Consider the following 13884-nt stretch of genomic DNA (forward strand, 5'->3'; position numbering starts at 1 on the left):
ATCATTTCTCAAGCGACAAAGTCGCGCAGTAGAAATGACGAAAACCCTTCTGCAGGTAAGAAAAGCTATTTTATGTCAGGACCCCATTATTGAATCTTTAGTTTCAAGAATGGAAGATCTGCCCTTCTTAGGCGAGAAATCGCTGATGTGACGAATAGGAGCATCAACGATTTCGAGTCGAGAATGGGAGTAAAACTTCCCGATGGGGAGTTTTACCCGAAAATAGGACGAAGCTTCAAGTGAATCCAGAGAACTGAGCGAGAAAATCCTAAAGGGATTTTCGGGAGGACTAATATATATTCAGTCTCTATTATTTTAATATTAACACTAAATTTTTTATATAAATAAAACTTATAGCAGGAGATATAATTGGGATCAGAATACGTTGGTGTAAAATATTACAGTGACAATGATTTAAGTTTGGGTTGGAATTTAGAAAAATCTGAAGAAATTATACAGTCAATAGATTTTTACAAAACAGATAATAATATAAACTATATACTTGAGCTATACAATGTTCATTTATTGATTAAATCAGATGTTAGATTAACTAGTTGGTCTGATGAGTATTATAATAATATAAAAATAAAATCAAATGGAATAATGCGTGTAGTAGCGAAGTATTTTAACAATATTGAATTAGATGATATATCAAATTTTTATGATGACATTAGTTATTTATATTTAGATAATTTATGGGAAATAATATCCAAGTTCAAAATTTATGAAAAATTTAATAGTTATAGTTTTGCAGAATTTTTGAGAAATAAGCGCGTTAACTTAGAATATATATTAAGACATAAAAATATTGTTAAAAAATTTGATGATAAAATAAAAGATTATATTTTAAGTTATGAGGGAAGCGCTGAATTATTAATATCCTATCATTTAAAGTCAAAACCTTCTAGCTATATAAAAATATATCTGCCTGTCTCGTTATCAATAAGTGAAGAAAGGAATATCATAAGAGATTATGTTAATTCAAGAGAAGCCAATCCTAATTACTTGGATTTAATATACCGTGCTAGATCTGGGGATAATTCAATAGTAACGGACAAAATTAGGTTAGAAGCAAAAAATAAGTATGAGGAACTAGTTTCGATACATATTAGTAATAAATCTGGAATTAAAATTGGAGCTACAGTTGGATTTGCAGATATAGATGATTATATGTTAATTGATACCAGTAATACTTTTGAGCCTAAATTAATTTATGATCGAAAATGGATAACAGAAAATTTAGACTATCCTACAATATTAAATAATTTTATTTTTCTATTTGAATTTACAGATTCTTGTTTTATATCTAGTTTTCCTTCGAAAGATTATGAAATAAGTCCTCTTGAAAATCTTTCAATTATTAAGGGTGAGCGATATTATAAAAAAGGTTTATATTTTGAGTTTAAAGAAAGTAAATCTGATTTAGAGATTATGGCATATTACAATGAATTAAAAAATCTAAATGTTTCATTGGAGGATGTATTTAAATGGTTCTTCGAAAACTACTTGAATGAAGAATTTAATGCTACCGGATTTAAGCTAAATATACCAACTGAAAAATCAAGTTATATTGAGAAAATAAAAACAATTTGCGAGCAACTCGATTCTATTTTGAAACAATTCACTATTTTTGTAAATGAAGGAGAACTAAATCCTGATTTAGTAAGAATAACAAGAAATACACCTCTACTTGAGAATATTCCTAGTTTTAATAATAAAAAGTATGCATATATCAAGGATAGTGAATTAAAATTTATTATACATTTGCTATTTTCTAATCAATCTCCACTTGCGTATAATAAAGATATCAAGTTAGATTATAATAGTTTTGCAGAACTAATAAATTTAGGAAGCTTTACTATTGATGATTTCGCTAACTACCAAAAAGGCTATATAAAATTACTAATCGAAGAAGAAATAATAATATTAGAAGATAGAATATTAAGATTTAACAATAATGCTTTTAATTTATTAAATTATTATTACTATAACGACGTTATTTGTTTAACTTATTACAAAAATAATAAGTTTTTAAAAAAAATTATGGAAGATAAAAAAATAAATATTGAAGGTACACTTTTCTCTAAGAGTGAGGTAGATTATCTTAATTATATATTAAATGATAGATCATTTGATAATGGATTATCTTTAAGAAATAAATATTTGCATGGTAGTTATTACGCTGAAAATGAAAAAGAAAATGAAATTGATTATTTTAAACTTTTAAAAATTTATGCACTTATAATAATTAAAATAAATGAAGAATTTTGTAGAAATAATGATACTTGGAACAAATCTGAAGAATAAAAGAATACTTAGTCTTAATATATAATAATATTTCAATAGAATAGCAGGGATAGATTTCAATTATGGATATTAAAAAAATTTTAGAAATAGATGATGATCTAAAAAGAAATGAAGAATTATATAATATTTTTGATGAAGAAAAAAGGCTACAAAGTAAAGCTGGTCAGGTTGAGAAGATTACCACCTTACGTGAAGTCTCAAAATTAATAAATAAGGAGTCAAAAATATTAGATATTGGTGCTGGAACAGGTGTTTATAGCGTGCCATTGGCAGATGAAGTTGCTGAAGTAGTTGCTTTTGAGCCTGCAAGCAATAATTACAAGCAGATTGCTGCAAAAGTTAAAGATAAGAATTTAAAAAATATTATTGTTGAGAATAAAAGCTCGCTTGAGATGAATGATTTAAATTATAAATATTTTGATGTAGTATTGCTTTTTGGACCTATGTATTATTTGTCAGATGAAAAAGATAGGGTAGAAACTTTAAAACAAGCCATGCGAGTTTTAAAAGATGATGGTCACATTCTAATCTCTTTTATTAACCATGATATGATCCCTATGACCGAAACAAAGTTTGATTGCAATTTTTTTGAAAGTAACACATATATAAATGATAAACAAAGGCTTATTAATAGGCCATTTGTATTCTTTACCCTATCAGAATGTATTGAAATGATAGAGAAAGAAAATCTTAATATAATAAAGAAAATTGGATCAAGTGGTTTTTCTGAAATCTTAAGCGATCAAATCAATGAAATGAGTGATTTATCTTATCAAAGATACATAGATTGGCACTTAAATCATTGTGACAAGGAAGAATTACTAGGGGCTAGCAATCATTATTTATTTGTATGCAGGAAATAAATGTTTTATAGCTTAATTTTTTGTAAAAAGGAGATATAAAATTGTTAAAAAGTATTGTATTACTAATGTTTATAGTCCCAACAATCTATAATTTCATAATACATAGAAATAATATAATAAATACAAAAAAGAAGCCGATATTTGGATTTATATTAGCTATATTTGCTTTACTTGCTAGTGGTTTGTGCTATAGGCTTGATAATACGGTCTTATGATATGCAATTGCTATCACAGCAGTATTATTGATATATACCGTAATGTTCTTTCCGGGTATCAGAAAAGATGGCTTCAATATTTTCTTAGGATCAAGTCCAATTTTAAAATTTGTTAGTTTTGATAAGGTAAAGGGTGTTGACATTAAGTCAGGTAAAAATAATGACCTAGAATTGACAATAAGGGCGTATGGCAATACTTATAGTCAAATATGTGACTTACAAGATAAAGACTTTGTTATAAAAAATATTGAAAGAAAAACTAAGCTAAAAACAAATATTTGACCAATAAAATAAGAGCAGTATATTATCATCAACAAATACATACGGAGGTAAATTTATAGTGATTTTATAAGCAATATGGAAATTTTGATACTATTTTTAGCCTATTTAGGCTAGTTTTAGTGTGCCATGTTGTGAATAAGATTGCTTTGTTTACGCGAAGAGAAGGTCTATTCACTTATGTGAGTAGGCCTTTTTTGTATTTTATTTTTGATATGGCATACATCCTTAAGGAGGATTTATGTTAGAGATAAGAGATTTAACTATAAAATTAATAGAAGATGATAGGATGATTCTAAAGAACTTTGATTTTACCTTAAATGATGGTGATAGGGTAGGTCTTATAGGTGAAGAAGGTAATGGGAAGTCTATACTCTTAAAATCAATTGTTAATATAGATGATGTAAAAAATTACTGTGATGTTAGTGGAACAATATATCTGGGAAATGAAATAGTGGGGTATTTACCGCAAAGTTTGGAAGAAGAATATTTTGATTTGACAGCTAATGAATATCTCTTTAGTAAAGTAGATGTAGAGCTTATAGACTATAACAAACTTTATAAATACCTAGCAGACTTTAATTTATCATCTGATATTTTATCAAATGATATAAAAATGAGAGAGCTTTCTGGTGGTGAGAAAATAAAGTTTATTTTAGTAGTTGAACTATTAAAAAATCCAACTATTTTCCTATTTGATGAGCCTAGCAATGACCTTGATTATGAATCGTTATCTTGGCTTGAAAGTTTTATGAAATATTTAGAAATTCCCTATATCTTTGTATCACATGATACAAATTTACTTTCAAATATATCAAATAGGATAATACACCTAGAACAAGTTAGAAGAAGGAGTGAGGCCAAACATACAGTATCTAATAATACTTACGATGAATATATAAGAAAAAGACAAAACTTTATAGATTCGGAAACAAATAGAGCCTGCAAGGAAAGAGAAGAATTTGATAAAAAAATATACAGATATAAGAGAGTCCACGATGCAGTCCAGCATGACATTAGAGCTACAAAAAATGATGTGGAAGGTAGGTTGCTAAAGGAGAAAATGCATACTGTAAATCTATTGGAAGAAGACTAGAAAAAGAGGAAGCAAAGCTTACAAAAAAACCTGATTATGAAGCTCCTATAGATATTTTCTTTGATAATAGTATAAAAATAGCTAATAGCAAGCAAATCCTAGAATACAAATTAGATAGTCTAAGGGCAGGGGATAAGGTCTTAGCTAAGGATATAAATTTAAAAATAAAAGGTCCTGAAAAGATATGTATCATTGGAAAAAATGGAGTTGGCAAGACTACACTTTTGAAAAAATTAAAAGATCAATGCCAAAGTTTAAATCTTAAAGTAGGATATATGCCGCAATCTTACTTTGAATATGAGAAAAAAGATATAAATGCTATAGAATATATATCTGACTCATTTATAAAAGATAATCATACCAAAGCCTCAAATCTTCTAGCTAGCCTAAACTTTAAAAGAGAAGAAATGTATAGAAATATATCAGACCTATCTGGAGGGCAAAAAGCAAAACTATTTTTCTCTAAAATGAATTTAGATAAGGCAGAAGTTCTAGTCCTAGACGAACCAACTAGAAACCTATCACCGCTCTCTAAACCTGAGATAAACAAAGCTCTAAGAAATTATAAGGGAGCGATAATTGCCGTTTCTCATGATAGGGATTTTATAGATGAAGTTTTTGATAAGGTCTATGAACTAGGTCCTTATGGGATAAAAAGAGTCAAGTAATCATTTTGATTATTTGCATTTAGCAACAATAGGATTAAGCAAATCTACCTCTAACAAATATAGCAAGTAGAATAATATTAGAAAAATAGAGAATCGTCAAGCAAACTATGTTTCTAGATACCTAAATATATAGATGAAGGAGGATGGTAATCAGATTCTCGAAATACTTAGAATCCACTATAGGTATTCTTTGAGAAATAAAATCAAGGACCAAGTGTCCTGAAAATATCTTTAATGGGATTGGAAATCACGAAGAGATTTTTAATAGTCCTAAAGTCCAACTAGAACGAATCCAATGAGTAAATTAAACTAAGGGAAGAAACTTGAAAATCTTCTAAGAGAACAGAATAGTCAAAGACCTATACAAAAGTACTACATCAAAATTCAATAGTTACAGAAGATAAAAAACTGTAACTTGGATTAAAATGGGAACATTTGTAAAAAAGAATAAACTTAATTATAGTTCCAATCATTTTACATTTGGGAAAAAAATAGACTGTAGCTTCAAGCTGCGGTCTTTTGCGTGTATATATTTTATATAACTTAGCAAACAAATAAATAATGCGACAATAAAATGTCGGTTTGAGCGTCAGTTTAATAAGTCTTAAGAGAAAAGAAAATAAGCGCTTCGCAAAATGTTGAGGCTCTGTTTTGTTTTATATAAGTGGGGATTTTATATAATGTATAGGGCTTGACTTGACCTCTGGGGACCGTGTTATCTTTTAACTAAAGGAGGTAGAAACCATGTTAAGAAGTGAAATTCAAAAAGAAACGGGACTAACTAGGAAGGCAATAGAGTATTATGAGGAAAAAGGATTGATCCATCCTCAGAAATCTGAGAATGGTTATAGAGACTATAGTATAAAGGATTTAGAAATTCTGAAAACGGTATCTATATTTAGAAAATTGGGAATGAGTGTCTCAGATATTGATCAGTGTATATCATCAGGTGGAGATACTCTGTCATCTGTTTTAAGAAAAAAGCAGCATCAATTGGACCTTGATGAAAAAAGAAAAGTAATACTAGAAATGATTGTTAGGGGTGAAAGCAATAAACTAATCAATGAGAAAGTTTCACTACTTGAGATGAAAGAAACTATCTATGAAAAACTAGAAATTGCTTTTCCAGGGTATTTTGGACAAATGTTATTTGCTACCTATCAACCATTTTTGAATGAGCCATTAGAAAATGACGGTAAGGATTCGTTTTACAAATATATAGATTATCTTGATAGACTTCCTGCCTTTGAATTAACTGAAGAAGAGAAAAAATATATTGAGAAGATTAGCTCACCCTTTGATATGAAAACTTTAAAGGATATAAACCAGGCTAAACTCGATGCTATTGAGAATCCAGAAAAGTGGATGAAAGATAATGAGGGTGTAATTTCTCAATATGAAAGTTATAAAAATAGTGAAGAGTATCAAAATAGCATGATTAAACAGATCCAGGATAAGTTACAAAACTTTATGAAGGAAAATCAGTATTATGAAATAGCAATTCCACTTATTAGAAAATTTAGCAAGACTTATGACAATTACTATAAGAAGTTGCTAAAGGCAAATGAAGAGTATCTAAATAATAAAAATCAATAATCATAGGTAAGCACTCACTTGGTAAAATCAAAAGCTAGCAAACATAATACAGGCAAGAATTTTTAAAAGTTTAATATATCACAATGTTATTTTATTATATCTTTGTCCCAAAATAGGCTTTTTTGTTATAATTATACTAGTAAAGAGAGGGTATATAGAAACTACCATTTTAGGATTTTGTTATATAATAGTGCCAGAGATAAAAAGTTAAGAGAACGTGAAGAGTAATGTGTTTCTATCAATGAAATAATTTTACAAAGAGGAGATAAATTATGATAATAGCTATTGGTGGCGGAGAAATATCCCAAAATGAAACATACGAGATAGATAAATTTATTGTCCAGTCATCAAAAAAAGAAAATCCAAATTTTCTATTCATTCCGACAGCAAGTAAAGATGCTGAGACTTATGTAGATACCATCAATAATTTATACGAGAGCTTAGGATGTAAAACTGATACCTTGTATTTATCTAACGCAAAAGTAAACAAGGAAGAGATGAATCAAAAGATAGAAAATGCGGACATCATCTATGTTGGTGGTGGAAATACTGCTTATATGATGCAAGTTTGGAGACGATATTCTGTAGATAAGGCACTAATTAGAGCTTATAAAAGCGGAAAGGTACTCTCTGGTTTAAGTGCTGGTTCTATATGTTGGTTTATTGCAGGTCATAGTGATAGTGAGTTTATAGAAGATATTGAAAACCCAAAACATAAATGGGTTAAAGGTCTAGGCATTATTCCTTATTTACATTGTCCTCATTATGATGAGCCAGAAAGAGTAGGTTTTGATGAATTCTATTCTGGACAGATAACGTCTGCTATAGCAATAGAAAATCAGGTAGCAATTGTTTGGGAGAATTATGAGATTAACGTTATTAAATCTAACCATAATAAAAACGCATATAAACTTTCTTGGAGTGATACATGTTTGAATAAAGAAGTATTATTATAATACTTTTTCTCCAGTACTGGGACTGGAACTGGGACGGGACTCAAAATTTGAAAACGTCCTTTAATTAGGTGGATGTAGTTGTATTAGAAAAAATAGAATCTAGTATTTTGAATGGTTTGGGATATATCGGACGTTTGGAAAAGAAGAATGGGAATAGTCCCACTATCTATGGGTGACCGATGCCAAAGCATCGGTCATTTTCGAGGCGAACGAAGTGAGTCCGAAAAACTAAGTGAGAAAACTCACAAGAGTTTTCGAGAGGACAGCGTTAAAAATTTCTAAAATTCCTTAATTACAAGTTATGTAGATAGTACAAAATGGCTACTGGTACTAAAATGGTACTGGAAGTAAAAAAGAATAAATTGAATAATAGTTCCAAGCTGTTAAAAAAATAAAAGCTCTAATCTTAGGGACTAGAGCTTTTATTTATAATGTAAAAATGGGTGTACAATGGTTATTTTAGAGAAGATTTCATTTTAACTTGAGGAAGTTATTTATGAATATTATCCGGAAGGGGAAACTGAATTTCCAGGTATGATTGTCGCAGATTTGAAAGAAAGAAAAGTTTTTCTTAAACAAAGCTCACAAAATGATTTCTATAGAGAAATCTTTGGAGCAGAGCTTAATGATATGAGGGATAGTATTAATAAGATGCGAGTTGAAAATGGCGAAGAGCCATATACTGAGGAAGAACTACCCATTTGTAATCCTGATAAAGATTATGGTGGTTATGTATATGCAGAAAAAGCTTTATCTAAACTTGAAGAATTTCTTGGAACTAATGATTTCAGAGATGAATGTATAGTTGCTTGGTATTAGCAAAAATTATTAAAACTCTATTACTTTAGGCTAATGTTTTTGAATTTTAATTTTTTAAAATAATATGAGTCATTAAGAATAATCGGAAAGATACTAATTGTAATCTCAATAATATTGTTCTTTGTAAAATATTTTTAAAAGAATGAATGGGAGATATAAACTTAATAAGTTTAATAAAATTTCTACTAAAGGATAGGCATGAGCTTATCCTTTTTTTTTTGCAACTTATGAGATTTAAAAAACTTCCTTATGCTATAATGAAAATAAATAAATGTTTTAATTAGTAAGGTTGATAGTTGATAGTCGAAAGAAGCAAATCTTCAAAGGACGCAACTTAATTCTTATTGCAATAAAAAAGTTAAAAGAATTGATTTGAAAACTATAGCAAAGATTTGTTGTGTTCTTGAGTGTAAGGTTGAAGAAATTATTGCTTATGTTAGGTAATAAAATGAATAGATACGAAATTATTCAAAAAATAGGTGAGATGTATCAGATTGGTAATACTGAATCATGAGAATTTAGTTATGTTCAAGAACTTAAAACAGTTTGAAAAAATATAAAAGATTACCAAAAAGGAGACACAGTTACAAACCATCAATACTTAGACATAAGATTTGAAAATGATAGATTAGTTATATTAGTAGAAATAAAAAATAAAAATAAGGATGGAATGATTTTTACAGTAAATTTATAAAATGATTTAGAAAAAATATTACAATAAAAAACAAGGGAGGGATAAATATGAAATACATACCAGTAAGTTTTGAAATGAAAGATGGTAGGATTTGCCAAATTAGAGAAATTCAAGTAAAAGATGCTGCAGAAACTATTGAATATTTGAAGACTGTTATGGGAGAATCTAACTTTTTAACCTCTTATCCAGAAGAAATAGCTCTGACTGTTGAACAGGAAGAGAAGATGATAAAAGGTTTTAATGAATCTGAGGACATTCTTATGATTATAGCAGAGTTTGATGGAAGATTGATTGCAAGTGCTCAGATTTCAAGATCAAAAAAAATAAAAATGCGTCATCGAGGTTATGTCGCTGTTACAGTGCTGAAAGAATTTTGGAACTTAGGAATAGGAAAGAAGATGCTCCTTTGTCTTGAAGACTATGCTAAGGAATGGGGCCTTACCCAAATTGAACTGGACTATTTCTCAGGTAATAAAAGAGGTCAGATTCTTTATGAGAAACTAGGATTCGTCAAAGTGGGGGAAATTCCAGGAGCATTTATTTTGAGGGATGGAACACGTTACAATAATATAACGATGGTAAAAAGTATCTAAATAAATTTCCAAAGTATAAATTTTTCTGTTAAAGCGATTAATAATACGATCAATAGATAGAAAAAATAGTGTTTGAAAGCATTAATAATACTATAGGATTTATATTGTGGTGCTTGTGCTGGGACTGTACTTAAAACTTGAAAACGTCCTATAATTAGGTGGATTTAGTGGTATTAGAAAAAATAGAATCTTTTATTTTGAATAGTTGGGATATATCGGACGTTTGGAAAAGAAGAATGGGAATAAAAATAGATAGAAGAGCTATTTTTATGTCATGACCAAATTTTTGAAATGAAATTTCAAAAATTTTAGGTCTGGCCCTTCTGTAATTAAAAAAGTAAAATGCGACGAAAAGGAGCATTTTGATTTTTTTATTACTAATGGGAATAAAGATACAAGATTACTTGAAAGGGAGATGCCTAAAAATACACATTTATCGTGGTGTGAAATGATTAAAAATCATTGAAATTAACCCAGTTCCCTTCCAAAACCCTTCCAGGATTTTGGATATTAAATGCAAGATTGATAATTCATCTTGCATTTTTTTGTTTTCACTTTAGGAAGTTGAGCGAACGTAAGAGAGAAAAACAAAAAAACACCTGCTATGCAGATGGATGAAAAGCTTTAGCTACAAGCACCAAAAAACCCCTTGTTATATAATTGTGTTAATCACATGCACAATTAAAACAAGGAGGTTAAATTGGATAAGAATAGTCTATAGTATAATAGGTGAAAATGCAAATATCATGTGAAGTTTGCACCCAAATATAGAAGACAAGCAATGTATGCTAAATCAATTAAAATAAGATTAATTCATAAGTCAATAAGTGTAAAGGAATGCTGTTATCTGTTTACTGGTTAGTTAGTAAATTAAAAAGCAGTTTAAGTATTTGGGGTGCGTGTGATAGAATATTCGATAACACCAATATGAATGTTCCTATTTGAGATTTAGAGGCACTTTGTAAACTGTCAGTTGAGCTGCTAGTCTTGATTTTATTATAGGTCCTTTTTTACATATTTTTAATTAATTCAAAAAGCTCGATGGCTGCGGATCTTGGGCCTTCGAATTCCATGTGGCTTAGGCCTAATTGGGTTTTTATTGTTCCTACTTTTATATTATTTTCAAATAAGTTGTCAAAATATTTATCCAAAAGTTTGTCGCATTCTTTTCTTTTTTGAACTGGGCCAAATGGATTTGCGAAATATGTTTGTACAAGGCCTGTTTCTGTTGTTGTTCCTTTGGCAAGTCTTGCACCTCTTTTAAAAATTCTTAGGGCTTCTTCTTTTGTATCAAAAATTTCAATTGAATCACAGCCATCAAGAACTGCTGAATAATTATCAGCGTATAGGAAAAAATCTACTTGGTATCCTAAATTTATTTCATCAAAAGTTGCAACTGGCATGATTAATCTTGAATTTATTTTATCTGGATTCATAAAAATTGACCTGTCAATTTGTTTAAATGCGTATCCTGCATCAAGGTCATCAAGCCTTACAAAAGCACCAATTTCTGTTCCGTAAGCGTAAACTTTTCCGTTTTTTATTCTAAATGAGCCCATATCGTCAAAGACTATGGTCATTTCTTTTATATAATCTTTGGCAAGAGTTCTGAAAGCTTCTATCGATTCACTTTTTCCTGCTCCACTGTCACCAAGAATTACTATATTTACTGTTTTATTATTTTGTAAAACTACAGAAAGTCCAGCACCGTGGATAGGTAAATATTCTTTTCTAATATTTATAACATTATTTAAAGTAAGAACCATTTTCTTCAAATATCCAAAATAATCAACTTCATCAGAATATGCAACGTATCCTACATATAATTTATTTTCTTTATCATAATAAAAAGAATTTTTTCTTTCGCCCTTATCTTTTGGGCCGTAAATATATATAGCGTCTGGTTTTTTATTTTCGATTTCTTTTACATCTGCTAGCTCAAAAAGGTTTGATGCAGAAACACCGTGGGTTAGTAAATCTCTGTGAAAATAAATATAAATTAAATTATCTCCAACTTTTGCAGGATAGCAAAAAAAGTGAGGGGAATTTATGTTAGAATCTAAAATTGGATTTTCATAAACTTCCTCAAAAACTCCATCTCTTTTGTTTGATTTTGTGTAGGTTATGTATGGGGTTTCGATCATAACTTGGGTTATAAAAGGTATATCATTTAAACTTTGGTAAATTTCTGGATATTTTTTGTCAAATTTTCTAATCATAATTGAGGCATCGGCAGCGGCTGGTACTTGTCTGTAAACTTTTGGCCATTCTCCCAAAACGCTCATCTCGATTCTTCTATAGGCTTGAAGAATCATATTTTTTAATTTTTCATTTATTTCAACAAAATTTACAACTCCAACCCCTCTAGAATCTTCTTTTTGTTCGATGATTGAATATCTTTCCAAATTTCTCCAATAATTATAAAATTCTTCAACAATTTTTAATACACCATCTTTTTCCTTATTTAAATTGTGATATTTATTAATTTTCGAAGAAATCTCATCAATATTCATAACTGTAAGAAGTTTTAGAATATCTACAAGTTCTCTTGCAAGGGAGTCCACTGAAGAGTTTATAAAAAATTGTTCTATATAAGCATAAACCCTTGTTGAATCTTTCTTGTGATAATTTATAAATGATTTTGTCAAATCAAGAAAAGATTCACTATTTAAAAGCTCATTTACATCATTAAAAAATTGCTCTGACAAATTAAGGATAGCCTTGTTGCCAGTTATTGAAAATTCTTTACTCATTTTTTCTCACTTTCTTTATTCTTTTCCATTTTTATTTATAATTTTACTAATTATATATCAAATTAAAGTAAAAAACAAGAAAAAAACTTTTCGAATAAAATTTACAATTTATTGAGGGTGAAAATTTTTTCGAAAAGCTATATAAATGTATATTTAATTTTAAAAAAGACTAATAGAAGAAAGAGTTTCAAGATTGATTATATATGGTTTTACTAGTCTAATATCTTTAACTTTTTATGTTAAAGATAGCTTGCAACATGACTACAAAAATAAAATATTGAAATCAAATTAAATAATATTTTAAAATCAAATTAATTTTATCATTCTAAACTAGAATTTCTTTCAAGGAACCTTAAATTTATTTGGAATTTTTTCTGTAAATAATATATGAATAAATAAAAGTTAGTAAGCAAGAGATTACCAAGGATCCAATAAAAGAATAAAAACCAAAATCTAGAGAAATTGTTAAAAATACTAATGATAAAATCCCACTAAGAAAAAACAAAATTCCTGCAAATTTTTGAGTTTTTTTCCAAACAAAATCATCTTCCATAGCCCAAGAAGTTCTAAAACCCATAGTGTAGTTTCTTTTTATCTTTGGCATAAATATTCCACTAACAGTAACTAAAATTGAAAATAATACCAACAAAATTCTTCCTACATCAATATCATCATTAAAAGTTTTCCAAACTGTTAAAGTTACAATCAAAAAATTTAAAACGGGAATAAATAATAAAAATATGTGCTTGTAAGATTGATCGTGCTTGTCAGATTTAGGATCAAGGCTAATTATTAAAAAAAGTGCTATATAAATTAAAATCATAAAAATAATAACAAACAAAAGTGCCTTGGTTTTGTTGGCATATAAATTAGCGTTTGAATTTAAATCATAAGAAATTGGAATTCTTTCTGGCAATCTGTCATAAAAAATTATGGCAATTATAATTGACAAGGCAAAAATAATTCCAGAAATAAGAAGATTTTTTTTATTTTCTTTCATTTTGACCTCCTTTTTAATTTTTCTAGCTTTATTATATTAAATTTT

At 28.6% G+C, this 13884-nt stretch carries 11 protein-coding genes and 1 pseudogene; 10 read left to right on the forward strand and 2 right to left on the reverse strand.

The window, feature by feature from the left end; translation table 11 throughout:
• Nucleotides 1-369 precede the first annotated feature (369 nt).
• The 10 genes and pseudogenes from BN3265_RS02795 (at nucleotide 370) to BN3265_RS02830 (ending at nucleotide 10086) form a co-directional block, all read left to right on the forward strand.
• Nucleotides 370-2307: a hypothetical protein gene (locus tag BN3265_RS02795; RefSeq protein WP_058990064.1), complete on the forward strand. Its 1938-nt coding sequence runs from the start codon at nucleotides 370-372 to the stop codon at nucleotides 2305-2307.
• A gap of 62 nt (nucleotides 2308-2369) precedes the next feature.
• The gene (locus tag BN3265_RS02800) at nucleotides 2370-3170 is read left to right on the forward strand and encodes a class I SAM-dependent methyltransferase (RefSeq protein WP_058990065.1); all 801 of its coding nucleotides are present in this window, start codon (nucleotides 2370-2372) and stop codon (nucleotides 3168-3170) included.
• Nucleotides 3171-3412: 242 nt separating this feature from the next.
• The gene (locus BN3265_RS02805) at nucleotides 3413-3667 is read left to right on the forward strand and encodes a hypothetical protein (protein ID WP_148363005.1); all 255 of its coding nucleotides are present in this window, start codon (nucleotides 3413-3415) and stop codon (nucleotides 3665-3667) included.
• Nucleotides 3668-3905: 238 nt separating this feature from the next.
• The gene (locus BN3265_RS09640; protein ID WP_245191085.1) at nucleotides 3906-4760 is read left to right on the forward strand and encodes an ATP-binding cassette domain-containing protein; all 855 of its coding nucleotides are present in this window, start codon (nucleotides 3906-3908) and stop codon (nucleotides 4758-4760) included.
• A 191-nt stretch (nucleotides 4761-4951) separates the two neighbouring features.
• Nucleotides 4952-5428, forward strand: coding sequence for an ATP-binding cassette domain-containing protein (locus BN3265_RS09645; RefSeq protein ID WP_245191112.1), 477 nt, complete (start codon nucleotides 4952-4954; stop codon nucleotides 5426-5428).
• Nucleotides 5429-6172: 744 nt separating this feature from the next.
• A complete protein-coding gene (locus tag BN3265_RS02815; protein WP_058990067.1) occupies nucleotides 6173-7024 on the forward strand; it encodes a MerR family transcriptional regulator in 852 nt (283 codons plus the stop codon).
• 272 nt (nucleotides 7025-7296) lie between these two features.
• Nucleotides 7297-7980, forward strand: coding sequence for a Type 1 glutamine amidotransferase-like domain-containing protein (locus tag BN3265_RS02820; protein ID WP_058990068.1), 684 nt, complete (start codon nucleotides 7297-7299; stop codon nucleotides 7978-7980).
• A 534-nt stretch (nucleotides 7981-8514) separates the two neighbouring features.
• Nucleotides 8515-8799, forward strand: a complete 285-nt coding sequence (locus BN3265_RS02825; RefSeq protein ID WP_245191086.1) for a hypothetical protein — start codon at nucleotides 8515-8517, stop codon at nucleotides 8797-8799.
• Nucleotides 8800-9114: 315 nt separating this feature from the next.
• A pseudogene (locus tag BN3265_RS09725) lies at nucleotides 9115-9243 on the forward strand (helix-turn-helix domain-containing protein); the annotation flags it as partial.
• Between the two features lie 297 nt (nucleotides 9244-9540).
• Entirely contained in the window at nucleotides 9541-10086 is a 546-nt protein-coding gene (locus BN3265_RS02830; protein WP_058990069.1) for a GNAT family N-acetyltransferase, read from the forward strand.
• Nucleotides 10087-11096: 1010 nt separating this feature from the next.
• On the opposite strand, the gene BN3265_RS02835 is transcribed toward BN3265_RS02830, so the two are convergent.
• Together BN3265_RS02835 and BN3265_RS02840 are read right to left on the reverse strand one after the other, a co-directional pair.
• The gene (locus BN3265_RS02835) at nucleotides 11097-12839 is read right to left on the reverse strand and encodes a hypothetical protein (RefSeq protein WP_058990070.1); all 1743 of its coding nucleotides are present in this window, start codon (nucleotides 12837-12839) and stop codon (nucleotides 11097-11099) included.
• Nucleotides 12840-13197: 358 nt separating this feature from the next.
• A complete protein-coding gene (locus BN3265_RS02840; protein ID WP_058990071.1) occupies nucleotides 13198-13839 on the reverse strand; it encodes an SdpI family protein in 642 nt (213 codons plus the stop codon).
• Nucleotides 13840-13884: the final 45 nt, after the last annotated feature.

This window comes from Anaerococcus rubeinfantis (genome assembly GCF_001487145.1).
In the GTDB taxonomy this organism is placed as follows: domain Bacteria; phylum Bacillota; class Clostridia; order Tissierellales; family Peptoniphilaceae; genus Anaerococcus; species Anaerococcus rubeinfantis.